The sequence below is a fragment of the Flavobacterium sp. 90 genome, assembly GCF_004339525.1.
Lineage (GTDB): Bacteria > Bacteroidota > Bacteroidia > Flavobacteriales > Flavobacteriaceae > Flavobacterium.
Genome location: NZ_SMGE01000001.1, coordinates 2,153,804 through 2,179,930, shown reverse-complemented (window position 1 = coordinate 2,179,930; position 26,127 = coordinate 2,153,804). Strand labels below are relative to the sequence as shown.

The following is a 26,127-nucleotide window of genomic DNA, read 5'->3' as shown; positions in this document are numbered from 1 at the left end:
ACATTTAGTTCAATTTGTACCAAATTGAGGTTCAAAGGTTCAAAGTGACAAAGTTGCAAAGGTTTTACATTCAGGTGTTAAACCTTTGTTCCTCTGAACCTTTGCAACTTTGTTCCTTTTTTTTACGAAACTCTGTAATCAAAAAATCGAATAGGTTTTCGACTCATTGGATTAAAAACTAAAGGATTCAAAATTTCTTTTGAAGCGAATTCAATTTTGGGCGTTACTCTTAATTTAGCTCTGAAATGGTCTTTGATTTCTTGTAAAAATTCAGGAGATTGATTTTTTACCGCGATCTTTATCACGATTTCGTCTGTTCCTAAATCATTGGTTGAAATCTCAATAATATGATTTTCGATATTATCAAAACCGCTCAAAACATCATTCATCGCAGGCGGATAAAGAGTTGTTCCTTTGTATTTTATCATTTGTTTTTTGCGGCCGATTACTGGACCAACACGCAAAGTATGTCGCCCGCAAGAACAAGGTTCGTTGTGAAGCTGAACAATATCTCCGGTTTTAAAACGTAATAAAGGCATCGCTTCAATACCTAAAGTGGTAAAAGTCAATTCGCCAACTTCGCCATTTTTTACAGGAATATTATTCTCATCCAAAACTTCAACAATAATCAATTCAGGATGATGATGACCGCCAATTCCGTGTTCACATTCTGTAAAAGCAGTACTCATTTCAGTAGAAGCATAAGTCGAAAACAACTTAATATTCCATTTTTCGGTGATTTTTTGAGACAAAGTATTCATCGAAAAATCCTGATTTCTTAGAGATTCTCCAATACAAATTGCACCTTTTATACTTGAATTATTATAGTCGATTCCATGGATTTCAGCGTATTCAATTAGCTTTAAAAGAAAAGAAGGAACCGTGATTAAATAAGAAGGTTTATATTTTAAAATAGAATCCCATTGTAATTCCGGGATTCCCGCACCAACACGAATTACACCCACTTTTAATTTTCGTAATCCCAGAAAATAGGCTAAACCTGCCATAAATTTCCTGTCGATTGTGGTCATTAATTGAACAACATCACCTTCTGCAATTCCGGCGCAAGCAAAAGAAATAGCTTCATTATAAGCCAATCTATCTAAGTCAGAATCTGTTAAACCAAAAGTTACCGGATCGCCTAAAGTACCTGAAGTCGAAGCATAATCAATAATTTTATGCTGCGGAACACACAAAAAATCATCGTTGTATTCTTGTAAATCTTCTTTTGTAGTTACCGGTAAATGCTGTAAATCTTCGAGCGTTTTAATTTTCGAAATATCGATATTTTGTCCAGCAAAAAGTCTTTTATAAAAAGGAGAATTTTGACTTATATAAGTTAAAAGTTCTGCTAATTTTTGTTCCTGAAAAACTTTAATTTCTTCTAAAGAATTTTTTTCTATTGCTGGAATCATTGTAATTTTCTTTTGAGTTTTTTTAAATATTTTTCAATTTTTGCTTTATCAGGAGCTGTAGTAATTTCTTTAGTCAATGCTTTTTCAAAATTAGTATGAGCAAGGAGATATTCTTTTTTTTGATAAAAGTACAACCCTGCTTTGTAATACACAACCCAATAATCAGGGTTTAAGGATTGATAGTTTTGAATAAATTCAGGACTTATTGTTTCTTTCTTTTTCAGATACAAATCTATATTGTCATCTTCAATTCTAAACTTTTGATAGTTTGCATAGGCAATAGTTTCCAGAAAAGGATCTTTGGCAATATTCAAATTCTTTTGCTGAAATGAAACAACCTGATTTGTTTTTCTGTCCTTAAAAATCGAATCCAGATTATAACAAACAAATTCACCTAATTGATAGGGATTTGCCGAAACCCAAACCAATTTTTCTTCCGGTTTAAAGATAATTCCGTGATGTGCCATTAATTGATTTAAAGCTTTTTCGTTGCCGTAACCAAGTTTTTTATCTTGTAAACCTTCTTTATTTCGGAGAATTTCAGAAGCAATTTTGGGATTGATTTTTGGATTTTTTGTAAAAAGTTCTTCAATTCTTTCAAGCCTGTATTCAGAATGACTATTGGCAATTTGAAGCTGATTTCGTTTTTCGTTTTTTAAATCATCACCTTGAAAATGGTTAGAACAAATTAACTGATCGCTATTTGGAACATCATAAACGTCCATTTTTTTTGGTGAAACCTCAATTAAAACGGCTTTGTTATCGTGTGCACTTCCAACCATAATAGATTCTGATACAAAAACTTTTCTTTTTTTTGCGATTGCAATTGCTTCATCAATATTTTGAGCATGTTGCAAAATCTCGCGAGTCAAAATCGAAATTGGTGTTTTTGCAATCATCGGAATTTTAGATTTTGAGGCATTAATCGTAACCGTCAAACCTTCCTGATTCATTCCGGAAACAGCGCCAATCATTCCGGGCCAGGTAACCATCATAAATTTGTGACCTTCTTTTGGGTTTATAAACGCTACGATTTTATTTTCCGCGAAAGCGTCATTTACATAAAAATCAAAATTTCGTCCAAGGATTAAATCTCCATTCTCAGATTTTTCTCCCCAAGCAGCAAAAGAAGAACAGCCAACCAAAGCCAAATCCTGCAAAGCGTGACCAATATCGTGTGCTGCGTGCAGGTATAAACTTCGCTGATATTGTTGTGCAATGTTGTCAAAATCATGAGAAGTATATTGCGAAACACCATAAATTTCCGATTGATATTCTGAAGTAACATTCGAATATAATTTTCGATTGTACCATTTTAGAAAATAACGAAGCATTTTTTGCTCGAATTTTGACGGAATCAAATCCTTTATTTTGGAGAAGAAAATCTGTTCTTGTTTTTTCAAAAGAGAATCTGATAAAGCGCCCGTCGTTAATCCAATTTGTAATGGATCGCCTTCAACATACAATTCCCAAAGACCTTGTTTATTTTTTAAAAGCGAATTTTTTCCGGAGATAAATAAACTGTCAGACTTTTTTGTCACGACAGGTTTTATAGTATCATAATTCGAAACGTCAGGTAAATGATGTTTTGATTTTGAAGTACCGCAAGACACGATCATCAATAAAAAACCAACAAAAAAAAATAAATTAATTCGGTTTTTCATATCTACATCTATCCAAGAATAATAGACTCATTCATTGTTATCTTTCTCATAGCCTTCATAGTAATAAGACTGTTCGATTCCTTTAAAAATAACTTCCCTATTGTTAACTTCGTCAGTTAGATTTTCCTTTAATAAAGTTCTTAATTCCAAATCGTTAATAGGACTTCTTTCCATTGACTGCAAATAAAGAGTTTTGTCAGCGAATTGCCAATTAACAACTTTATTGAGTTGTTTTTTTAGAATCATATCCAACCATATTCTCATGGATCTGCCATTGCCTTCCATAAAAGGATGAGCAATATTCATCTCAACATATTTAGCAATAATTTCTTCAAAACTGTTTTCTGGCATTTGCTCAATCTTTACTAAAATTTCATTGAGATATAATGCATTTGCAAATCTAAAACCTCCTTTTGAAATATTGAGTTTTCTTATTTCTCCGGCAAAATCATATAAATCATGAAATAGATAATGGTGAATTGCCTTAAGACCTTTGGTTGTGCCGATTTCTATTTTGTCTATATCATTCGATTCAAATAATCGATATGCATTTTCTAAACTGTTCTTGTCAATATTTTTCATAGAGATTTTGTACCAAATTTAAGTCGAAACCAAAATTACAATTTAATTCCTAAAATTCTGAGTTTAATGTTTCCATTTCGGAGTCATGTTCTGATGAATTACATATCACACGCTTGATTAATTTTAGTAATCAAATATTCTTTTCCAACAATTTCTGAACACGTTACAACTGCTCCAATTGTCACGCCCAAAACCCCGTGCATATTAATACTTTGCCCTGTAAGATATAAATTGTCAAGTTTGGTTTTTGACGGAATCAAGGTTTTCATAGGATTTCCGGAATCCTTAACATAACCGTACATATTACCATTATGTCCGCCAATATAATCGCGATACGAAAGCGGAGTAGAAGTATGAATCGACTGAATACAAGCTGTTATTCCAGGAAATTTAAGTTCGATTTCAGCAAGAAATTTAGCTGTTTTTCTTGATTTGAATTGCTCGTAACTTTCTCCACGATCATTTTTTTCAACCGTTGTATTAAAAGTATCGATCCAAGGTGCAACATCGTCATACTTCATGTAGGTAATAAAAGTCATTCCTTCAGCCCATTCTTCCTGTTTTTTTGAAGCGTTCATAGAAGCCATAAAAGCTTTTGGCCAGGAATTTTCGTGATAATTATGAGCATTCCAGACTTGACTGCTTTCTTTAAAATGATAGTAATTATGATTGATATATTTGAAAGTTTTGGGCTTAAAAACGATATATAAACTAAAGGCCGAAATAACACCTTCAAGACTTTGAATTCGGCTAAAAAAAGCTTTCCTGAAATTTTCTTCTCCGGCAAGTTTCAGCGTAGTTTTGGGATCTATATTAGAGATAAAACGAGTTCCGGAAACCTGAGTTCCGTCTTTCATTTCTACCGAAGTTACGTTGTTGTTTTCGACATTAAAACGAGTAACTTCTTTGTATTTATAAAATTCACCGCCGTGTTTTTTAAGCTGTTTTAAAAGCTGCTTTGTAATCTGACTTCCGCCGTTAATGCAACGCCACGAACTTTGAATATAAGAGTTAACTGAAAGAGCATGAACGTAAAAAGGCGATTTGTCAGGAATTCCGGCATAGAGAAAATTTGAGCCTGCCAAAACCGCTTTTAGTTTTTCATTTTCAGTAAAAGATTCTATAGTTTCTTTAGCGTTAAGCGTCAAAATTTCATTATCATATTTCCCTTCCCAGTTTACATTATAAAGTGGAAAAGAATCACATATTGTTTTTAATTTTTCGCAATATGCTGTAATATTTGCTTTTTCTTCAGGGAAATAAACACACAATTGATCGACAAAATTTTCATAACCCTGAGCGTATGGATATTCGTTTTTGTCATCTTCAAACGAGATAATATCAAAACCATTTTCATCTAATTTTTTTAGATTTAATTGGTCAATAATACCCAGATATTTAAAATATTGATACAAGTTCTGACCTTTTTCAAGACCTCCGATGTAGTGAATTCCGGTATCAAAAATGGTTTTATCGCGCACAAAAGTTTGAAGATTTCCGCCGTATTGATTGTTTTTTTCGAGCACACAAACGCTGTAACCTTCTTTGGCCAGAATAATAGACGATACTAAACCGCCTAAACCGCTGCCTACAATTACAACATCGTAATGCTCTTTCATGCTAGTTTTTCTTTAATACAGTTATTTCTTTTTCTTCTGATATAATTTTGAAACCAGAAGCAATCAATTTTACTTTATAATGTAAGCAATATATTAAAATTATAGTGTCAAATTTTGAAACGATTTTTTCAGGATTATCGTTATAACTTTCGTCAGAAATTAAAACAACATCAAATTGATTTTCTAAAATAGTTTCGAGGTTTTCGGGATAGAAAATTTTTCTTTTTTTGACGATATAATTAGTCTTAGAAATTTCGCGTTTCTCTTCGTCACTATTATAAGAATATATTTTTCGTTGTGGCTCCTGCAAAGCCAATAATACGTCTAATTGACCATAATCATTAGACAAATGAGCTATTTTGGCTTTCGCCGAAATGTATTGGTTTAAGCGATAATAGTTTTCAAGATTATTTCTTAAATCATTTTTTACCCCTTTTGTAACCTCAATTTCTTTGTAGTCATAACTATGAAGAAGCATCTTTTTGAAATATTTCGGACCTTCTATTTCCTGACGGATTTCCTGAAATTTAGATTTAAAGAAAGCACTTATTTCCTTTGTTCTTTCGGCATAACTTTTTCCAAAAGAAAGATTCTCGGGCGTAATTCTTTCTAAAATAGAAACCGTAATACTGCCATCGTGAATTATAAAATCTCCTTTCGGAAGTGTTTCTGAAGCACCATGAATAAGAACCGGAAGAATGTCTAAATTAAACTCTTCAGCAAGATAAAATGCACCTTTATGAAAACGCTTAATCTGATTACTTTCTGAACGGGTTCCTTCCGGAAAAATCATTATTGAATAACCTTCTTTTACTTTTTGGCGTAAATGTTCAACGCCATTTTCAAGTCCTTCAGAAACGGGATAAAAACCTGCTTTTTTTACCGTCGCACCAAAAACAGGAGAATTATAAACCCAGTCATTTACCAGAAAAATGATTTTAGGACTCAATCCGCCAATTGCCAGAATGTCTAAAAAGGAAGAATGATTGGCAATTAAAATGGCTGGTTTTTCAAAATCTTCATTATACTTATTAATTACTTTTTTATCTACAAAAGGATTTGTATACAATACCGATTTCATGAATTTTGAAATGCAATATCTAAATCCTTTCATTTTTGTTTTTTCGCTTAGCGGAATTATCGGCATAAGAATCAAACTGAAAATTGACATCAAAATACCGCCAAGGCCGTAATAAGTAAAAGATAAAACACCATGCAAAAAGGAACGTAATTCAAAAGGAGCATTTCCGTTTTTTGGTCTATTTGATAAAAATAATTTAAAGAGAATCGGATAAAAAATAAACGTAATAATTAGTGCCGCAAAAACTCCAATTAACGAAACCGATGAAATCGATCGCAACGCTGGATGTTGTGCAAAAATCATCGCGCCAATTCCTAATATGGTTGTAATAACCGCCAGAATAATTGAAGTTCTATAAATCGCAATTTCATTTTTTCCCGTTGTATATTCTTTTTGAAGCGCACTTGTCATGAAAATACTGAAATCGACACCGTGGCCAAAAATCAAAGTACAGACAATCATGCTGAAAATATTCATTTGAATACCAAAGATTCCCATAATTCCTGCCGTAACAATTCCGGTTAAAGCAATCGGAATACAACTCACAATTACTAATTCGACTCTTCTAAAAAAGAAAAACAGAATCAGAATTACGGCAACAAAAGAGTAATTAACAAGCGAATTAAAATCAGTTTTTAAAGTGCTAAAAAACGTTTCATTCATTTGCTGACGATCAATTGCGATCAGATTATCTTTGGCGGAAGCCAATTTCACAAAAGCATCTCGTTGTTCCGGAGCTACTTTTACTAAAGTAGAAATTGTGAAAAATCCTTTTTTTTCGGTTACAAATTCTTTCAGTTGTAAAGCCTGAATTTTTAAATATTCCTGAGCAGAAATAGGTTTGAAATCAAAATCTAAATGATCAAAAAATAGTGAATATGTTGTTGGTTTAAAACCGAGTTTAGAACCTTCGGCAATTAATCCCGATTTTAAAAGCTGTTTTTTATTGGCATCCCAAAACGAATTCCATTTGTCGATTTTCTGTTTTTGTTGTTTCTGCGAAAGCATAATTCCGCCAACGGAACTGAAATTTAAAATTTTATCTTGTTGTTTTTCTTTTGATAAATCAGAGAAAAGTTTGCTGTTGTTTTGCAAAACTTCCTCCATACTATTTCCGTATGAAGCAACATAAATGGTTTTTGATGTTAAACTTGTGCTTTCTTCCAGATCTTTTTCGGCAGCTTTAATTTCTTTTGGAACAAAATTTAATTGCGATAAATCGTTATTGAAACCCACATTATTATACGTAAAACAACAAATGATCGTGATTAAAACGCAAAAACCAATGAGGTATTTATTGTTATGAAAAGAGAAATGCGCCAGTTTATCAATTACATTTTTCTTATGTTCAAAATTGTTTTCTTTTGGTTTATACAAATGCGGAACAATCAAAAGAGAGAAGATTCCGGTTGCCATAACAATTACGGCAGCAAAAATTCCGAGATCATTTAGAGCATCAGATTTTACAAAAAGCAAACATAAAAAAGCAACAGCAGTTGTAGAACTGCTCATAATTACCGGCATTGTAATGTCTTTATACAATGTTTTTACATCGCTATTATGTTTGTAATGCGTTAGAATATGAATGGAATAATCGATGGTAATTCCCAATAAAATTGAACCAATTCCGAGTGAAATGGCTGAGATTTGTTCTTTTACAAAAAACAAAAATGCCACGGCAAACAAAGCTCCAAAAACCGTTGGAAGAAAAATAATTAGCGGAATTAATATCTTTCGATAGAATAAAATCAAAATCAACATTAGCGTAATCATCGCGATTGTTGTCGTTAAAACAATATCACTTTTAATTTGATTGGCATTTGCAACAGCAATTAATGCAGAACCAAAATAGCTGATGGAAGTTTTGGATTTAAATTTCTGATTCAGATTATCCTGAATTGATTTCAGTTTAGCGGCAAAAATTGTGTTCTTTTCAGTTTCGCTCGACGGAAGATTTGAAGTAATAAAAAGCAATAATTTCTTTTTGTCCTTAGTCATTACAAAACCATTGTCGAGCGTAAAATCGTCACCAATATTAAGTTGCTGTAATTTTTTAAGAGCAATAAAAGAAATCCCAAGCGGATCTTGAAGAATAAAATCTTTAGTAATAAATCCTGATGGCGAAATTATCGATTTATAATTTCCCTGAACAGTCGCGGCAATACTATCTTTTTGAAGCTTATTCTGAATTGATTCGTAATCTTTATTTTCCAGAAAAAGAGGCAAATTGTTATAAACGAAATCAATAGTTTCCTGAATATTTTCTTCGTCAACTTTTCCCTGAATTCCGGTTACATAAGGTTTACAAGATTTGGCAATACTGTCTGAAAAAGCAGTTGCCATTTCTTTTAAATCTTCGTCAGTTCCGTTTTTATCAAGTTTGAAAATAACGGTAATTTTATCGGCAAAATTAAGTTGTTTCAGGACTTTTGCGGTAACGTCACTTTTATCATTTGTTGGAATAAGTTTGGTAATATCTTCTTCAAATTTAATTTGAGAAGCAAAAAATCCAAACACCAAAAGCATCAGAATCGCCAATACAACCGACAAAGATTTTCTTCGGTTTACAAACAAATGAATGGCGTAGAAATAATGATGCATGTTTATTTTTTATTGTTTTTTTGCCACGAATTTCACGAATTGGCACGAATTATTTATTTTAAATCTATCTGTATAGATTGTTTTTGTGCCACAGATTAAAATGATTTCCATGGATTTTTTTCAGCATGAATTACGCGAATTTATACTAATTAATTCGTGAAAATTTGTGTAATTCGTGGCTAAATTGGCACAGATTAGAAATCATTTTTAATTCTATAATCTGTGACAAAATTTTACGTAATATTCGTTTTTTTCTTAGAACTAAAAGCGGTTAAAAGTAAATAACTAATAAAACCAACTGACAGTGCTAAAACGGATGCTAAAATAAGACTTCCGACGATATATTGCGTTGCATTTTTTTGAATATCGTTAAGCGTAATCGAACTATCCAAAATCAAAGGTGCTTCGTTGGACACAAAATAACTTCCCATTTTTAAAGAACCGTAAATAACAAACGGAATAAAGGGAGGGAAGCTCACATTTGAAGCCAGATAAGCAATGACTTTGTTGAGCTTGAACAATGCAGCAAAAGTAAAAAGCAGTATGGTTTGAAATCCCCAAAACGGAGAAATCCCAATGAAAATTCCTAAAGCAATTGCAGCAGATTTTTTGAAATTTGAATCGCTGCTTTCTAAAATATCTTCAAGAAAGAACTTTTTAAATCCTTTTTTTTTTGCTTTTCTAAAGTAATCCCGAGGTTTTATATATAGTAAAGCATTAATAACCAAAACGGTATTTAAAATACTGATTCGGGTAAAATCCTTAAACGGACGAAAATGCGAAACACGTTCCAATGGATCGTACAAAATCTGAATTGGAATATTTTTTACAACAACTCCTTTCCAGGCAGAACGAACGATAACTTCAATTTCGAACTCAAATTTATTGGTGTAAAATTGTTTCGGAATTAGGTTTAAAGGATATAAACGGAAACCTGATTGTGTGTCTTCTAATACAATTCCGGTTTCGAATTTGAACCAGAAATTTGAAAACTTGTTTCCGAAACTGCTTTTCTTTGGTACATTTTCCTGTGTCATATTACGGCTTCCAATCAATAAAGAATTTGGCTCTTTTTGAATTTCGGCAATAAAATTCGGAATATCTGAAGCAAAATGTTGTCCGTCAGAATCAATCGTAATTGCATATTCAAATTGCTGTTCGATTGCTTTTCTAAAACCATTTCTAAGCGCTCGTCCTTTTCCTATATTTTTAGGATGATGAATTTGAGTTAATTGCGAATATTGTTGTAGAATCTCAAAAGTGTCATCGGTCGATCCGTCATTGACAATAATGATATTTGTAGTGAAATCTAAAATAGAATCCAGCACTTTTTTTAAAGTTTTGTGATTGTTGTACGTGGGAACAATGACACAAAAATGAGTCGAATTAAGTAATTCTTGCTGTGATAAAATAGGTTTCATTTCGAGTTTTTCTTTAGCCTACTTTACGATTTGTTTTTCTTTTTCAGAGAAACTTTTCGATTGCAAAACAAAGTCTTTTAGATAATCTTTTAAAGCAGCATTTTGCTCTGCATAATGCGCTGTAATATAATTTTTATCTTCTTTAATATTTTTTTTATAACCAGTTATTCCGGGAACATTTTCCTGAATACTTAACCTGATCATTCTAATTTCAATATTATTAGGTTCGCTTTTTATCGTCGATTCAAGAAGATTTGCACCTTCTTTAAAACGATCCATTTTGTCTTTTAATTTTTTCTCAAACTTTGAATCTAACAAAATCGAAGCTGCTTTGTAAGCCACTAAAATTTTTGCATCGTCGTTTGAAACTGTCGACAGTTTTTCTGAAAATTCTTTAGCATTACTTTCTGATTTTGTAACGCTCGAATACATTTTTCTGATGGAAGCCAAATCTGGATTTCCAGCAAAATTTATCCATAAAAGCAATGACAATAATAGTTTCATAATTATATCTTTTTGTACACATTGCTCAATTTCAAAGCAACTGTGTCATTAAAATAAGTTGTGTTTTTTACTTTAACCAAATCATCTTCGGTTGTAGTAATATCAAGTTCTAAACGCAATTCAGGAGTAGCTTTAGGATTAATAAGTGCCATAAATTTTACATTGGCAAGCGTTTGAATCATCAAAGTACTTTTGGTAATTGCTTCTGTAAGTTCTTTAATAATCTGAATCATGCAAACTCCCGGCATAATTGGATTTCCTGGAAAATGACCTTTGAAAACTTCATGTTTTTCATTGACCAAAATCGTGATATTATATTTAGAATCTCCCGTTTTTTCTTCCGATAGAACTTTATAAAAATCTTTTAAAACCATAATCTTTTATTTTTTTCTCCAAAAGAATAAGAAAGCCCTAATTGAAAATTAATATTGGTGTTGTAATCCCCAAATAAATAATCATCATTGCGATCATTGTGATAATAGCCACTATCCAATACATCCAAAAATCCTTTTTTTAATCGGCCTTCAATGGTTAGATTTGGAGATACTTTATAAGCGATACCCGTAACAAATGCAATATCATTACTTTGTTTTCTCTTAATCAAATTATCATGTAAAAGAACATCTAAAGCCGGACCAAATTGTATTTGAATACCAGGCCCAAATGTAAATTTATTAATAAGAGTCAATGACAAATAATCGATTTGTAAATCGCGATGTTCTACTTTTTCAACACCTGAAATATCGTCAAAATAGTTTCGGGCAACATTGTTCGATCCTTGTCTGGTGTATGTTATTTCAGGCTGAAGAGCATAACGTTTCGTTATATTGATTTCTCCAAATCCGCCAACATAAAAATCAGTTCTGTAATCGGCATGCATTTCTGAAATAGTCGAAAAACTAAAACCTCCTCTGAGACCAGGATTAAAAGTAACTTGTGCTTGTATGTTTACGATTGCAAAAAAAAAGAATAAGGCAATCGTTAATTTCTTTTTATACATTATTTTACTTTAAAAGTATAACTGATACCAATTTGAAAAACCTGATTTAAAATAACATCATTATAGTAATAATCGCTATTATTGTTAATTCCTTCATAACCATAAATATCAACTAATCCTTGTTTAATTCTGGCTTCAAACGTTAATCCGTTTGGCAATGTATAACCAACACCTCCAACAAAGGCAAGGTCAAAATCTTCAGGACTGCTGTTGATATAATTATCAGAAACTTTAAAATCTACAGACGGACCTCCTAAAATGTGAAAAGCTTTACCGCCAATATTAAATTTTGCAACTGCACCAAGTGTTAGGTAGTTTAATTCATAATTAACATAACGATAATTATAACCGTTTCCAAGATATTCTCTTCCTTGATCACCTTGTCTTGAATATGTTATCTCTGGCTGTAACGAAAAATATTTATTAAATTTAATGTTCACTAATCCACCAACATAAAAATCTGTTTTAGATTTATTATCATCAATATTGGTTAATGTTGAGACATTTAAACCTCCACGAATTCCGGGACTAACTCTTACTTGTGCGTTTGAGGTTATGATTCCGATAAATAAAACAAAGGCAATTACGGTTATTTTTTTCATTTTTAATTTGGTTTAAGTTTAGCTTTAGATTAAGTTTTTACTCTGATTTAAAATAATTTAACTCGATTTTTAACTTGATATTCTGATGAATAATCTGAATTTTCTCGGCAAAAATATTGTTTTCTGAACTAAAAAGCAGTGTTATTTTTTCTTTTGTTTTAGAGGCATTTACGACTTTATCTAATTTCGATGTTTTTTTAGAAATAAAAAGATAATTATCGCGGTTTCCATCTGCTGATTTATAGATGTCATCTGATTCATTTTCAAATTGTTCCTGCATCAAATATTCATTTTTAAGAAGCAAACGGAAATCTTCGGTTAAAGTGTTAATCAGGATTTTTCGATCTAATTCAGATACAATCGAGTTGACTTTAAAAGTCTTTTTTGAAATTTCAAAATCTAACAATTTGTTACCAAATTCGGTTGTAAAAACAACGCGATGTGTGGTATCATTTATTTTTTTAGCAATAAAAATTCCGGATATTTCATGACCATAAACCGTAATATTTGTTTTGTAAACATAATCAGTATTTGTGTCTGTAAAATAGGGAACCTGATAAGACGTTTTGTCTAATTTTTTAGGCGTATAATTTTTTGTGACTGAGCCACAAGAAACTAAAACTAATGCCAAAAGGCAATTAATTATTAAAAACTGAATCGTCGATTTTTGCATTGATCACTTTGTTTTTAAGTACAATTCTAGTATAATCTTCAGATGATTCCAATAGTTTTACCTGAACAACAGTTGCTTCTTCTTTATCAAAAGTCAGTTCAATTTGTTTGATGTATTTTTTCAAAGTAGCATCTTTTGGAACAAATTTCGCCAAATTTTGTCCTTTTAATTTAAAGTACGAAATCGTAAATTCTTTGTCATCAAACATATTTCCGCTCACGCTGCCAACGATTAATTTATTGATACGACCAAAGATTTTGCTGTTGCCAATATCAACTGCACTTTTCTTTCCTTCGTCGTTAATCAGAATTTTTCCGTTTTTGAAAACGATGCTGTAATTGTATGGTTTTTTATATTGCCATTGCAGTAAACTTGGCTCTTTGAAAATCATTTTACCTGAAGTTTCAATGTCTTTCGATAAAAAATCCAAATGTTTGTATTGTACAAAATCAGTACTTAAAGTTTTGATTTTTTTCGAAACTACATTTACATCTTGCTTAAAAGTAGCGATTTCAGCGTCAGACATTTTTTGTTCCTGAGCAAACAAATTGCCTGAAATAAATAAAATTAAGAGTGCTATTTTAGTTTTCATATTTTGTTAAAAATTGTTTAGCAAGACCTAACAGGTTTTTAAAACCTGTTAGGTCTAACTTGATGAGTTGCTATTTTATCAGCGTTCAATCTTCATAAGCTTTAAGATTCAAAAGTTCTTCAATCGAAATCACTTCATAATTGTTTTGCTGTAAAAATTGCAAAAACTGTTCCAATACTAAAACGGAATGTGATCCTGTATCGTGCAAAAGTACAATTCCACCAGGAGAAAGACGTTTTTTAATTCGATTCAAAATCAATTCCACATTTGTTGTTCCGCCGTCAAGCGAACGAATATTCCAGCCAATAACTTTATGTCCAGTGATTTTTAAAGCTCTTCCAATTGATGGTGTCGTTACTCCGTAAGGCGGACGAAAGAAGTTGATTTTCTTGGAAGTAAATTTTTCCAGAAGTCTATCTGTTTTTTGAAGTTCTTCGATTATGGTTGGAGTAGTATAAAAATCAAAAAACTTAGAATGACCGTAAGAATGATTTCCAACCAAATGACCTTCGGCAATAATTTGTTTTAGAATTTCAGGATGTTTTTCAATGTTTTTCCCAATGCAGAAAAAGGTTGCTTTTGCATTGTATTTTTTCAGAAGTTCTAAAACTTCCAAAGTAAATTCACTTGGACCGTCATCAAAAGTTAAAGCGATTTTTTTTTCTGTTTCTAAAGGATTGTTACAGAAAGCTTTTACGATATAATTAGATGAAATTCTTGCTGTTCCATAAATATTAATGGCAAGAAAAGGTAAGGCAACTACTAAAAACCACAATCCGTTAATTCCTTTATCAGCTTTTAATAAAAATAAAAAAAGTAATAAGGAGATAAAAAAAATGGTGACTTTTTTATGCGTTATCATTTTGAAAGTAACGTAAAACTATGATTTTTTCCATCTAATTGATTGTACAATAAAATGGTATTATAAGCTGGTTTTTCAACCGAATTTACTTTTATAATTTCCGGAATTTCCTGAGTTCTGATTACTTTTGAAGCGATCCATAAAGCGAAAGCCGAAGCCGTATCATATTCTCCACTCAAATGTTTGTAATACAATTGAGGCGTTTCTGCGAAAGCATTTTCAGCCAGATTTTTATAATAAGAATCAAAAGTGATGTTTCCGTTTAAACCAAAAACAACAGCATCAATGTCTGAAATTTGTAAATTGTTGATTTTTAAAAACGCGATTATTTCTGCTTCAACTTCGTTTTCTTCCAAAGTGTTTTTAATCTCAACATCTAAAACCTGTGCATAAGTAGTTTCTTTTTTTTCATTTTCTAAAACAAAAAAACTGGCGCCTTCGCCAAAAACAGCTCCTGCCGAAGTTGGATTTAAAACATCATAAGGCTGATCTCCATCTTGTTTGATTCGGCCAGCCAATTTAAAAAGAGAAGTTGTGTACTCGCCATTTTCGTCAATTCCGCCAACTAAAATCGAATTGGCTTCGTTTTCTTCGATTTGCATTTTAGCATCTAAAAGTGCCGATTCGAAAGAAACCGCTCCATTTACATATGTAAAATTATATCCTTTGCATTGCAAAGACAAAGCAATTTGAGCACCAACGGTATTATGTGTCGATTGTATAAACGAAGTTGGCGTTAAGAACTCTTCGTTATTATCGAGAATATTTTTCAGGAATTTTTCAGAATCTTCAATGCATCCCAAACCTGTTCCGGTAATAATTGCATCTACATTTTCGAGTTGTGCATCTTTTAAGGCTAATGCCGAAGCTACGATTCCGTTTTTTACACCTTTTGCCATTCTTCGACTAGCGGCGGGCGTAATAAAATCTTTGTAAACCGGAGCAACTATCGATAATATTGTGTCATTTTGGTTGTGCACCGCTTCCTCTAAAAAAACAGTATCAAATGTTTTTTGAGCCGAAATACAACCTACTCCATTTATATATGTTTTCATTAGCTTTTAGAAAATATAAGTGTAGAACAATTTCCTCCAAAACCAAAAGAGTTAGATAAAACGTGTTCGATATTTTTCATTTTTAAAGAAGTTTGTGGTTTCAGATCAAATTCTTCCATTGGAGTTTCAAAATTCAAGTTTGGGTAAACCACACTATTCTGAATTGCCAAAATACTGTAAACGGCTTCAATTGCTGCGGCTGCCGCCAAAGTATGTCCCGTAAAAGGTTTTGTTGAACTAAAGTCAGGAACTTTTTCATCACGATAAATTCGGAGTAAAGCTCTTCCTTCAGACAAATCATTGTTAGGAGTTGCGGTTCCGTGAACGTTGATATAATCAATTTCGCTTGGTCGTAAACCCGAAATTTCAAAAGCTTTTTTCATCGCTAAATAAGCGCCATCACCATTTTCTGAAGAAGCAGTTTGATGAAAAGCGTCATTTGCATTTCCGTAACCAGAAACACGAGCGAGAACTTTTTTGTTTTGTTTAGCAACAACTTCATCAGATTCTAAAACCAAATATGCAGCGGCTTCGCCCAAATTTAATCCTTTACGATTATTGTCAAAAGGTTTGTTATAATCGTCAGAAAGAATCATTAAAGTTTTAAATCCGTTGATGGTGAATTTCGCCAAAGCATCAGTTCCGCCTACGATAACACGATCCAGTTTTCCATTTTTAATTAGGCGCGCGCCCAACATAATTGCATTTGCTGCAGAAGAACAAGCCGTACTAATAGTTGTAACGATTCCTTTTAAACCCAATTCTTCAGCTATCTTTTCGGCAACATCGCCGCCGTCATGACAACTAATATATTTAACAAGTTCAGGGTTTTTAAAATAATCGTAATAATGCTTTTCAGTCATATCCATTCCGCCAACACTTGTTGCCGAAATAAGTCCGGTTCTAAATTCGTTTATCGATGTAATTCCAGCATTTTTGACAGCTTGTTTGGCTGCAAAAGCCCCAATCATAGCAGTTCTCGAAAAGTTATTATCGTCAGAAAGTTCTAGTTCATGAATCAATTCAGCATTGGTTTTTTTAATTTCTCCAACCTTAATAATATCCGCATGAACAGTCGAAATATTTTCGATGCCAGTTATAGCAACTTTATTTTCGATTAACGAAATAAAATTTTCCTCGACTGAGTTTCCAATCGAAGAAATAATTCCCATTCCCGTTATTGCAACACCTTTCATTTTAGACTTCTTAGATTATTAGATTTTAGACTTACTTAGATTTTTTTTACTAGACTTGCTTAGATTTTTAGACATTAGACTTGCTTAGATTTTTTTGAAAGTATTGTCTAAGTTGTCTAAAAATCTAAGCAAGTCTAAGCAGTCTTACTTTGTTCTGTTAGCACTAATATAAGCAGCCATAGTTTCAATAGATTGAAAAATAGATTTTCCTTCTTTTGGGTCAACCAGTTTTATTCCGTAATCTTTATCAAGAATCACGATCAATTCAAGTGCATCAATCGAGTCCAAACCTAAACCGTCTCCAAACAAAGGATCGTTATCTGCAATGTCTTCGATTGCGATATCTTCAAGATTTAGAGTGGTGATGATTTTATTTTTTAATTCTTCTTTTAATGCTTCCATGATTATTTATTATATAATGTATTGATATTTTCGTTTGTATATTTCTCGTTTTCTTCTTTACTAATCGTACAAAGAAACGCTTTGTAATTGTCATTAAAAAATTCAACCCAACCACACAGAACCGTATCAGCTTTATTTGTGTTTAACAGAATATCTGAATAGTTAGACAGAAATTCAGTATTGAAAGCATCAAATATAAAGAAAGAATTTTCACTTTTCAGCTGATGACGAATACTTATTTCGCCCAAACAAATATTTGGCAACGTATAAACAAAAACTGCCGGACTAGGATAATAGTTTTCTTTGTCCGAAATTGATTCCTGATACTTAACATCAGTATCTAAACTCGAAGATTTATTCGCCAAAACCAAAGCAATATTATTCTCTTTTTCAGCCGAAGTTATCGGACTCAAAAGCAATTCAGATCCCAAAAAAGCCAATTTGCTTAAAGCATCCATTTTGAAAAACTTCGGATATTGAATGTCAAAATTGCGATACGCTTGTTTCGAAAAATCAGCAAAATCAGTTGGTTCAATTTTGAATACAGAAGTTCCGTTCAAAACAATTTCGTTGTTTTGGATGGAGATGTAGGATTGTATGTAGGTTTTATTTTGAGTCATTGTTTAATTTAAATTACCTACTAGGAACGTAGTTGTAACTTATAAATAGTAGTGAATTCATTTTTAGTTTCTTCAATATAATATCTGTTTTTTAAAATTTCAACTCCAATATTTTTTGATTTTTTCAATTCAGAAAACCAAGAAATAGAATCTACACGAGCATTAAGGAAATCAACACTTGTAAGATTACAATTTTCAAACTTTGTTAGATAAAGGTTTGCATTTCTAAAATTAGAATTAGTTAAATTAACATCTATAAAAGTACCTCTGTTTAATTTTGCTAATGTGAAATTTGAGTTTGTAATGTTGCTTGCTCCAAATCCACAATTTGTTAATGTTGCACCAGTAAAATTCCATTCTTTCATGTCAGTATATTGAAGCAAAGAATTATCATTTGCTAGATAACAAAAAGACAAATCTAATTTTTTTTCACCCAAACTAACTAATCTTTTAATTATTCCTCTTGTTCTATACATTGATTCTTCACTTTTCCAAAATTTATAATCATTTAGTTCTTCATTATATCTTTCAATTTTTTCTTTTTTGGAAGAGATAGTTTCGTAAGTTGTTATTAAAATTCCAAAAATAACTAAGTCAAAAACGAGCCCATGAAATTCGACCAAAATATCGTGAAGACTAAAACTCTGATCGAAGAAATCAAAAACAGATACAACTAAAAAGCAAGAAATAGCAATTATTGTAAATAGTAAGGTTTTAGATTTGCTTATTTTATTACTTAGCTCTTTTTTATCTATCATTTTTAAATTTACTAATACTCGAAAATTATTATTTATCTTTTTTATTTAACTTATAAGATTTACTTACAAGTTGGAATTAAATTTTATAGATTTGATGCCTGATGAAATTCTATGAAAAATATCCGCAATTAAAACAAAAAAGCTTTTTGTCAAAAGTTCTTGTTGATACAGTATTTTCTACAATGTCTTTAGAAAATCAAGAGATTCCAAAAATAAAAATTATTAAAATTGTCAATTCTGTTTTAAAAGAAAAAGAAATAAAAGGAATAGCTTTTTTTACAAAAGATTAATACCATATTATTTTATCTTTTCAAATATCACCGCCGTATTACAACCTCCAAATCCAGAAGCTGTTTTCAAAAAGAAATCAATATTTCTCTCTTCATTTTTCTCAATAATATTAATCGATTCGCTTACGCCGATTTCGTCAAAACCTTTCGATTCAAAAAGTATATTTTGATTTGTTGATTCAATTGCAATTACGGTTTCTAATAATCCCGAAGCGCCTAATGTATGTCCGTAAAATCCTTTCAGACTATTTATGGGAACATTTTGTAAATCTAAACGATTCAAAGCAATCGCTTCCATTTCGTCATTGAATGGAGTTGCGGTTCCATGCGCTGAAATATAATCGATTTGATCTGGATTTATCTGAGCTTCTTTCAAAGCATTCTGAATACTTCTAAACAAACCTTCGCCTGTTCTTGAAGGTCCGGAAATATGATTGGCATCGTTTATCGAACTGTCTCCAATAACTTTTATTTTTGCGTTTTTGGCTTCCGCCGAAACTAAAATTGCTGCGGTTGCTTCGCCTAAACTTACGCCGGTTCTGTTTTTAGAATAAGGTTTACAAGGCAAATTGCTCATCGCCTGAAAAGCATTAAAACCAGATAAAACAAATTCTGAAACTTCGTCTCCAGCAATAACAAAAATGTTGTCGTAAAGTTCAGATTGAATCATTCTTTTGGCAACAGAAACGGCTAAAATTCCAGAAACACAAGCATTCGAAACTACAATTGGCTGTGTTTTGAACCCAAAGAAATCCGAAACATTTTTTGCTAAAACATCTAAATGTGCATTATTGAAACTTTCTTCTGAATCAGTTTTTAAAGCCGTAACATTTCCTTTTGTGGTTGAAAGTATAAAAGCAGTTTTCGAATTTAATTCAATTTCGGAATTTTTGATAATCGGCTCTAAAGCCAAAATCATCATTTTCTCTAAACGAGAATATTTTGTGTCAGCGCTTATTTTCTCAAAAGCACTATTTATTTTTTCATAATTAATAATTGCAGCATAAAACGGCAACGGCATCAAGGAAATATCTTCATGTAATTGAATACCGGATTCTCCACGAAGAATCGCTTCGATGTTGGATTCAACATCAAAACCTAAAGGCGTGATACAATTGGTTTGCGTGATATATACTTCTCTTAACATTTTATTATTTATTTCTGTATGGTGTTTATGGCACGCAGATTTTGCGGATTTAAGCAGATTTACACTGATTTTTTTAAATTTTTAATTCGTGAAAATTGGTGTAATTCGTGTTTGAATTTTTATTTAATCAACCCAACTTTTCGTTTCCATTCTTCATAAAAAGGAGGATTCGTCAACATTAGATTTCCTTCTTTATCTAAGAAAACCTGAACGGTTTCTCCTGCACACGCAACTTCACCTTTTGCATCTAAAATTCTAAAACGATAAATCATTTTTGCAGCCGGAGTATCAACAACCGTTGTTTCAACTGTTACGACATCGCCGTAGCGCAAAGACAATTTATGTTCGCATTTTGATTTTACGATTGGAGTTGTAAATCCGGTTTTGGCAATATCTAAATAGGTGAGCCCGTGTTCGCGTCCAAAAGCTTCGCGTCCATCTTCAAAATATGTAATATAATAGCCGTGCCAAACAATTCCGAGTGGATCAGTTTCGTTAAAACGAATTCTGATTTCATGTGAAACCGTTAAGGATGTTGCTTCGTTATACTGTTCTTTTCTTTTTGTCATAGAATAATGCAATGGAAGTTGTGATTATAAAGAACAAAAATAACAAACTTATTTTTGGTAGAATTTCCAGGAAAGAAACGTTGCGTAATAAAACATCATAAAACGCTTCAAGACCCCAATTCATTGGTGATGATTTTGCGATAAGCTGCATGATTTTTGGCATTACAAAAACCGGAACCCAGACTCCGCCAATTGCTGCAAGAATGATTACGCTTGTTGCGCCAAAAGGTGCCGATTGTTCTTGTGTACTAGCAATAGTTCCCAATAAAATTCCGAAACCAATGGCTGCAAAACCTGAAAATAAAGCCACAACACTCATTAAAAACAAATGTCCTTCGACGTTTAATGAAGGCAAACCAATATGCGGAAATAAAAATATTGCAACGGCAACCATCATATAAAACTGAATCATACAAATGGCTAAATAGGTTATGGTTTTACCGATAATAACAATTAGATTCGAAACCGGATTGGTCAATAATCGAACAAATGTTCCTTGCGATTTTTCTTTTACAATATTAATAGACAAAGGAATCACGATAAAGAATATAGCAAAAAGCGTCCAAGCCGGAACGTTATGCTGTACCGAATTTGGCAACACTTCTTTGTTGTCAACTTTTGGAACAATTTCTTTAAAAGTAATAAAACTCTTTTGTTCGAACTTAGTATTTTCTTCGCCTAATTGATTTTGAAAAGTCGTATAAATTGATTTTGTTTCTATTTGCGAAATCATTTTATCAATTGAACTCATCACCGAATTTTTGAAACTAAGCTGAACTGCCGGATCAAAATATAATTTAACTTCTTTTTGCTGAATTATTTTTGAAGTTTTCGGTTTTGCAATTGTATCTGTAAAACCCATTTTGCTTACAATGTTTTCTACATTCTGATCAACTTTGGCTTGTAAATCAATACTTAGATTTTTTGGGATTATAATTGCCAATTGAAATCTTCCTTTGTAAACATTTTCTCTGGCAACTTCTTCGGTAAGTAGTTTATTGTCGATTTGTGTTACAACACTAAAAAGCTGACTTTTTTCTAAATTATCAAAAACAGTTTTAGAAACCGAACCTTTGTCATTGTCGACCAATAAAATCTGAATTTTATTATCGCTAACGGTTTTAAAAGTGCTGTCCTGAATCAACGTTACGGTGATCACCAAAACCAAAGGCATTATAAATAAAATGACTAATCCGCCTAAATCTCGTTTGAGCAGGAGATATTCTTTTACGACTGACATCCAAATTTTATATATCATCTCTCAGATCTTTACCGGTTAATGAAATAAAAACTTCTTCCAGATTTCTCGCTTTTTCGGTCGAAGCAATTAAACCTGATGGTGTGCCTTGCGCATAGATTTTTCCTTGGTCAAGAATGGCAATTGTGGTGCAAAAATCTTCGGCTTCAGCCAAATGATGTGACGTATAAATAATCGTAGTCCCGTTTTGATTTAAATGTTTTAGATATTCTATAATCGCATTTTTAGATTGTACATCAACGCCAACGGTTGGTTCATCCAGAAATAAAACTTTTGGATTGTGTAAAATTCCTGCAATCAAATTGACTCTGCGTTTCATTCCGCCTGAGAAAGTTTCGATGCGTTTGTCGGCAAATTTTAAAAGTCCTAAAAGATCTAAAGTTTCGATTACTTTATCTTTCAAATCAGAACCTTTTAATCCGTACATGCTTCCAAAATAATGCAAATTTTCACGCGCCGTCAACGTTGGATATAAGGCATATTCCTGCGGTACAACTCCAATTATTTTTTTGATTTTGGAAGAATCATTCGCATAGTTCAAACCATCAATGGTAAAATGTCCGGAAGTTGGTTTTATCAATCCGCAGAGCATCGAGATTAATGTGGTTTTTCCGGCGCCATTTGGACCTAATAAACCAAAAATCTGACCTTGATTTATATCCAGCGAAACATCGTTCAAAGAATACATTTCTGCATTTATGTACTTTTTCGAAAGGGATTTTATTTTTATAACGGTTTGCAAAATATATTTAGCTAATTGCTTTTTTTAGTTTTTTGAAAAAGATTTCTTCTCTATTGGCAATGTCCAGAAGTTCATCTGCAATAGCATTGTAAGCGTCTTCTTTGGCACTTCGGTTTTTATAAATACGAGAAGCTTCTACAGCAAAATCTCTCCAGGAATCTCCAATTTGAGTCATTTCTTTCGAAAGTACTTTCAATTCGTCATTGTTTAAAACAACCGAAGCTTCTTGTAAAAATGCTGCATATATAAAACGAAAACCTCCGCCGCCAGTTCCAATTTCTTCCTGCATACGAACCATTTGTGCGAGGTAATGATTGGCTTTTCTAACGCCGTGTTTTGCAGGCCATTTTCTAATTTGTCTTGATACGAATTTGATTCCGCGAACGCCAACAATTGGCATTGGCGCAAGCATGTCGCGACATGTATTTTTAATTCCTTTAATGATGGCACTTTTAAAATCAACGTCTTTTGGAATCTGAATTGGATAATACATTTGTCCTCTTGGAGCAAAAGCGCCTTTGGCAAAACGTACTTTATCTAATTCTTCGTGCGTTAAAGTGGTAACGGTTTCCATCACTGGATCGCTGATTAAATAATCGGTTTCCGTTTTTCCGTAAACAACTAAATTATGTGCGTTGAAATGAAAACGATATTCATCAGGAAAATAACTTAAATGATAAACACCAACTTGTAATCCGGTTGGGATATTGTTTTTTAGATTTTCATCTAATGCTTTATTGGCATTAATTGTCGATGAAAATTTTTGTCTTTTTATTTTTAAATTTAAACGATTGGCAACTTTATTAAAAATCTGTCCAGGCAAAGTTCTGTAACTGATTGCCGGTGCATGATTTACTTTTATAAAAGGTAAATACACGAATAAAAGCCCGGAACCAATACCAAAAACCATTGGTTCGCTGATATTTAATCCGTTGTTTTTAAGCAGATTTGAAGCCACTCCATTTTCACAATGAGCAGATTGATGGTGTGTAAAACTAGTTTGCATTAATCGGTTTTAATATTTTTTAATTCGGCTATTGAAATCTCAAAAGCGTCGGCATACTTCTGTAAAATTTTGTCACTTAATTTAGCAAAAACAGTTGGTTTAAAATGTCTTTTTACGCGCCATTTCCACATCTCAACATAACCGGCAAGAATGGTAAGATCCATTTTGTTGAGTTCCATATAATAACAAATCGGGCTTAATTCACCAATCTGAACTTTCATTTTTGCTTCTTCGGCACGTTCTTTTATATCGTCAATTGCGTTAGAAAGTGCAATGGCTTTTGGTTCCCAACCCGTACTTAACGCAGTTGTGTAATCGCCATTTTCATCAGTGGCGTAAACAAGTTCTTTGAGGTTCTTTTTGCTTAAATTTCCATCGTGCTGAGGTACATTTTCTTTTTCCATGACGGTTTTTATTTTCGATCAGAGTTATGTTATAGCCGAAATTGTCTTCTGAATAAACAAATTAATTTCGCATTCTAAAAGCAGTTTGTCTTCCAATAAACTTTCGCAACTCATTGTACATAAAGTATAATCGTCGCCTATAAATTTCGAAACCAGATTTGCTTTAGTAATAATTGTATCACCAGCTTTTGGCAGCGAATGTATTTTCAGATTTTTTAATGCGCTGATAAAACCAATCACATTTACGTTTTCATTTTCTGTTCCGTCTTCCTCAAAAAAATACTTTTTGCCTACAATTGCAGAACAGGTTTGTGCTGTATTTTCGATTAAACCGGCTTCGACAAAAATCTTATTATCGACAAAAATATTGTCTTCTTTTATCAGAAATGTCGTTTCTACAAAATTTGAATTTATATCCAAAATTAAATCGACCATAAGCATTGGCGCTCGGTGCGGAAGATAATTTTGTATGTCAACTCCAATTTTCATAAGTATATTATTTTGCCAAAACGGTTTTCATTTGTCCGCGGGCAATTTCTTCATTATTCAAAGTAGTCACAATATCAACCAAAGTTATTCCTGCAAATTCCTGCAGAATCGTTACGGCTGATTGAATCGTATCACCGACTTTAGGAAACTTTTTTATTTCAATATCTTTTATAGAACCAATATAACCTGTTGGTGCTGTTTCGTTTTTCAAAAAATACTCATATCCTGTATGCAACGCCACAGATTGTGCCATATGCTCGATTATTCCTGCTTCCAGAAAAGAATTATTATCAACAAAGATATTGTCGTTCTGAATTTTTAAACCGGAAACCAATGAAGTTTCGGTATAAGAATACATTTTATCTACCATAACAAAAGGGAACTTTTGCGGCAATAAATTTTCGACTGCTTCTTTATTTAAAAGAGATATTGTTTCCATTAGCAAACCGTTAAATAGGCATATGCAAAAGAGAATCTTCCGCTTTCCGGAACTGATAATAAAATGCGATCTCCTTTTTTTAGTTTACCTGAATACATTAATTCTTCAAGAGCAATATAAATTGATGCCGAACCTACGTTACCAACTCTTAAGAGGTTCATAAACCATTTTTCGTCTGTAAGCACGATTCCTTTTTCGTTTAATCCGTTTTTTAACCCTTCTACAAAAAAGTTAGAAGAAACGTGTGGTAAAAAATAATCTACCTGATCTGCCGTAATATTGTGCTTTGCCATTGCATCGCTCATACTTTCGACACCTTTAGGCAGGATAAATTCGTCTAATATTTTTACATCTTGTTTTACCGCAAACACAGATTCGGTTAACCATTGCTCCGGATTGTAATCGCTCCAGGCTTGGATTTCGCCATTTTCTAATTTATCTCCACCGGCATACATGCAAGTTTCCAATTCGAATGCATAAGAATACGCTTCCATCCATTCGATTTTTAACGAAATTTCTCCACTTGGTTTATTTTCTAATAAAAATGCTCCGGCTCCATCAGATAACATCCAACGCAAAAAATCTTTTTTGAAGGCAATTATAGGTTGTTCTTCAAGGTTTTTTAAATTGACAATTTCGTGATTGTATTTTGGAGAAGAAAGCCATGTCGAAACTTTTTCTGATCCTGTACAAATAGCATTTTTTGAGTTTCCTGATCTTATCGAAAGAAAACCATATTTCAGCGCATTCATTCCGGAACAGCAAATTCCCATCGAAGAATTTAATTCGACAGATCTGTTTTTTAATAAACCATGAACCATTGCAGCATGCGACGGTGCCAAAACATCGGGTGATGAAGTCCCGCAGGAAAGGACTTCTAAATCCTGATCTGTAAAATTTTCATCAAATAGTTGTGCAACGGCATTTCGTGTTAACTCAGCGTTACTATGTGTGCTTTTTCCGTTTTTATCTACGGCGTAATATCGGTTTGTAATTTTATTATTGCGCAAAATAATACGTCTTGCCTTTGAGGCAGTGTCATTTATCAGACCTAAATAATTTTCCATTTCGTCATTTGAAACAGCTTCATTTGGCAAATATTTTGCGGCTTTGGTAATATATACGTCAAACATAAT

28 protein-coding genes are annotated in these 26,127 nt (G+C 32.4%); 1 reads left to right on the top strand and 27 read right to left on the bottom strand.

The features are described 5' to 3' along the window. Positions 1–122: 122 nt before the first annotated feature. The 18 genes from C8C83_RS08810 to C8C83_RS08725 form a co-directional block, all read right to left on the bottom strand. Positions 123–1,415 (bottom strand): phenylacetate--CoA ligase, encoded by a 1,293-nt coding sequence (locus C8C83_RS08810; protein ID WP_121327896.1) that lies wholly within the window; start codon positions 1,413–1,415, stop codon positions 123–125. Continuing rightward, on the bottom strand, positions 1,412–3,079 hold the full coding sequence (locus tag C8C83_RS08805; protein ID WP_121327894.1) for a C45 family peptidase: 1,668 nt from the start codon (positions 3,077–3,079) through the stop codon (positions 1,412–1,414). The genes C8C83_RS08810 and C8C83_RS08805 overlap by 4 nt, the downstream gene beginning before the upstream one ends. Positions 3,080–3,106: 27 nt before the next feature. Beyond that, a complete protein-coding gene (locus tag C8C83_RS08800) occupies positions 3,107–3,661 on the bottom strand; it encodes a Fic family protein (protein ID WP_132011729.1) in 555 nt (184 codons plus the stop codon). Between the two features lie 98 nt (positions 3,662–3,759). Continuing rightward, complete coding sequence (locus C8C83_RS08795; protein ID WP_121327892.1) at positions 3,760–5,280, bottom strand: NAD(P)/FAD-dependent oxidoreductase; 1,521 nt, start codon at positions 5,278–5,280, stop codon at positions 3,760–3,762. Between the two features lies 1 nt (position 5,281). Then, positions 5,282–8,962: a 1-acyl-sn-glycerol-3-phosphate acyltransferase gene (locus C8C83_RS08790; protein WP_121327890.1), complete on the bottom strand. Its 3,681-nt coding sequence runs from the start codon at positions 8,960–8,962 to the stop codon at positions 5,282–5,284. A gap of 233 nt (positions 8,963–9,195) precedes the next feature. Further along, entirely contained in the window at positions 9,196–10,383 is a 1,188-nt protein-coding gene (locus C8C83_RS08785) for a DUF2062 domain-containing protein (RefSeq protein WP_132011728.1), read from the bottom strand. Positions 10,384–10,401: 18 nt separating this feature from the next. Next, entirely contained in the window at positions 10,402–10,887 is a 486-nt protein-coding gene (locus tag C8C83_RS08780) for a hypothetical protein (protein ID WP_121327889.1), read from the bottom strand. Between the two features lie 2 nt (positions 10,888–10,889). Further along, the gene (locus tag C8C83_RS08775; RefSeq protein WP_121327887.1) at positions 10,890–11,261 is read right to left on the bottom strand and encodes a 3-hydroxyacyl-ACP dehydratase; all 372 of its coding nucleotides are present in this window, start codon (positions 11,259–11,261) and stop codon (positions 10,890–10,892) included. Next, entirely contained in the window at positions 11,252–11,887 is a 636-nt protein-coding gene (locus C8C83_RS08770) for an outer membrane beta-barrel protein (RefSeq protein WP_121327885.1), read from the bottom strand. Before C8C83_RS08770 ends, C8C83_RS08775 begins: the two co-directional genes overlap by 10 nt. Then, complete coding sequence (locus tag C8C83_RS08765) at positions 11,887–12,489, bottom strand: porin family protein (protein ID WP_121327883.1); 603 nt, start codon at positions 12,487–12,489, stop codon at positions 11,887–11,889. Before C8C83_RS08765 ends, C8C83_RS08770 begins: the two co-directional genes overlap by 1 nt. Before the next feature lie 37 nt (positions 12,490–12,526). Then, on the bottom strand, positions 12,527–13,162 hold the full coding sequence (locus C8C83_RS08760; RefSeq protein WP_121327881.1) for a hypothetical protein: 636 nt from the start codon (positions 13,160–13,162) through the stop codon (positions 12,527–12,529). Beyond that, the gene (locus C8C83_RS08755) at positions 13,128–13,754 is read right to left on the bottom strand and encodes an outer membrane lipoprotein carrier protein LolA (protein WP_121327879.1); all 627 of its coding nucleotides are present in this window, start codon (positions 13,752–13,754) and stop codon (positions 13,128–13,130) included. Before C8C83_RS08755 ends, C8C83_RS08760 begins: the two co-directional genes overlap by 35 nt. Before the next feature lie 85 nt (positions 13,755–13,839). Next, positions 13,840–14,616 carry a polysaccharide deacetylase family protein gene (locus C8C83_RS08750; protein ID WP_132011727.1) on the bottom strand — a complete coding sequence of 259 codons (777 nt, stop codon included), beginning with the start codon at positions 14,614–14,616 and terminating at the stop codon, positions 13,840–13,842. Continuing rightward, the gene (locus C8C83_RS08745; protein WP_121327877.1) at positions 14,613–15,671 is read right to left on the bottom strand and encodes a beta-ketoacyl synthase N-terminal-like domain-containing protein; all 1,059 of its coding nucleotides are present in this window, start codon (positions 15,669–15,671) and stop codon (positions 14,613–14,615) included. The genes C8C83_RS08750 and C8C83_RS08745 overlap by 4 nt, the downstream gene beginning before the upstream one ends. Continuing rightward, positions 15,671–16,867 carry a beta-ketoacyl-[acyl-carrier-protein] synthase family protein gene (locus C8C83_RS08740; protein ID WP_121327876.1) on the bottom strand — a complete coding sequence of 399 codons (1,197 nt, stop codon included), beginning with the start codon at positions 16,865–16,867 and terminating at the stop codon, positions 15,671–15,673. The genes C8C83_RS08745 and C8C83_RS08740 overlap by 1 nt, the downstream gene beginning before the upstream one ends. 144 nt (positions 16,868–17,011) lie before the next feature. Further along, positions 17,012–17,269: a phosphopantetheine-binding protein gene (locus C8C83_RS08735; RefSeq protein WP_026727250.1), complete on the bottom strand. Its 258-nt coding sequence runs from the start codon at positions 17,267–17,269 to the stop codon at positions 17,012–17,014. A 2-nt stretch (positions 17,270–17,271) separates the two neighbouring features. Next, positions 17,272–17,889, bottom strand: coding sequence for a 3-oxoacyl-ACP synthase (locus C8C83_RS08730; protein WP_121327874.1), 618 nt, complete (start codon positions 17,887–17,889; stop codon positions 17,272–17,274). A 20-nt stretch (positions 17,890–17,909) separates the two neighbouring features. Further along, on the bottom strand, positions 17,910–18,647 hold the full coding sequence (locus tag C8C83_RS08725; protein WP_132011726.1) for a pentapeptide repeat-containing protein: 738 nt from the start codon (positions 18,645–18,647) through the stop codon (positions 17,910–17,912). Positions 18,648–18,793: 146 nt separating this feature from the next. Between C8C83_RS08725 and C8C83_RS27200 the strand changes: the two genes are divergently transcribed. After that, positions 18,794–18,937 carry a hypothetical protein gene (locus tag C8C83_RS27200; RefSeq protein ID WP_158598143.1) on the top strand — a complete coding sequence of 48 codons (144 nt, stop codon included), beginning with the start codon at positions 18,794–18,796 and terminating at the stop codon, positions 18,935–18,937. A gap of 7 nt (positions 18,938–18,944) precedes the next feature. Here the strand turns inward: C8C83_RS27200 and C8C83_RS08720 are convergent, their stop codons facing one another. The 9 genes from C8C83_RS08720 to C8C83_RS08680 form a co-directional block, all read right to left on the bottom strand. Next, on the bottom strand, positions 18,945–20,084 hold the full coding sequence (locus C8C83_RS08720) for a beta-ketoacyl synthase N-terminal-like domain-containing protein (protein WP_121327868.1): 1,140 nt from the start codon (positions 20,082–20,084) through the stop codon (positions 18,945–18,947). A gap of 119 nt (positions 20,085–20,203) precedes the next feature. Beyond that, the gene (locus C8C83_RS08715) at positions 20,204–20,653 is read right to left on the bottom strand and encodes an acyl-CoA thioesterase (protein WP_121327866.1); all 450 of its coding nucleotides are present in this window, start codon (positions 20,651–20,653) and stop codon (positions 20,204–20,206) included. Beyond that, the gene (locus C8C83_RS08710) at positions 20,628–21,911 is read right to left on the bottom strand and encodes an ABC transporter permease (RefSeq protein WP_165877229.1); all 1,284 of its coding nucleotides are present in this window, start codon (positions 21,909–21,911) and stop codon (positions 20,628–20,630) included. The genes C8C83_RS08715 and C8C83_RS08710 overlap by 26 nt, the downstream gene beginning before the upstream one ends. After that, on the bottom strand, positions 21,901–22,599 hold the full coding sequence (locus tag C8C83_RS08705) for an ABC transporter ATP-binding protein (RefSeq protein WP_165877228.1): 699 nt from the start codon (positions 22,597–22,599) through the stop codon (positions 21,901–21,903). Before C8C83_RS08705 ends, C8C83_RS08710 begins: the two co-directional genes overlap by 11 nt. Before the next feature lie 61 nt (positions 22,600–22,660). Next, on the bottom strand, positions 22,661–23,659 hold the full coding sequence (locus C8C83_RS08700) for a BtrH N-terminal domain-containing protein (protein WP_121327862.1): 999 nt from the start codon (positions 23,657–23,659) through the stop codon (positions 22,661–22,663). After that, positions 23,659–24,063, bottom strand: coding sequence for a hypothetical protein (locus C8C83_RS08695; protein WP_121327860.1), 405 nt, complete (start codon positions 24,061–24,063; stop codon positions 23,659–23,661). Before C8C83_RS08695 ends, C8C83_RS08700 begins: the two co-directional genes overlap by 1 nt. 24 nt (positions 24,064–24,087) lie before the next feature. Then, positions 24,088–24,552: an ABC transporter permease gene (locus tag C8C83_RS08690; RefSeq protein ID WP_121327858.1), complete on the bottom strand. Its 465-nt coding sequence runs from the start codon at positions 24,550–24,552 to the stop codon at positions 24,088–24,090. Between the two features lie 7 nt (positions 24,553–24,559). Next, positions 24,560–24,991, bottom strand: coding sequence for a hypothetical protein (locus C8C83_RS08685; protein WP_121327856.1), 432 nt, complete (start codon positions 24,989–24,991; stop codon positions 24,560–24,562). Next, positions 24,991–26,124, bottom strand: a complete 1,134-nt coding sequence (locus C8C83_RS08680; RefSeq protein WP_121327854.1) for a beta-ketoacyl-ACP synthase III — start codon at positions 26,122–26,124, stop codon at positions 24,991–24,993. The genes C8C83_RS08685 and C8C83_RS08680 overlap by 1 nt, the downstream gene beginning before the upstream one ends. Between the last annotated feature and the right edge of the window lie 3 nt (positions 26,125–26,127).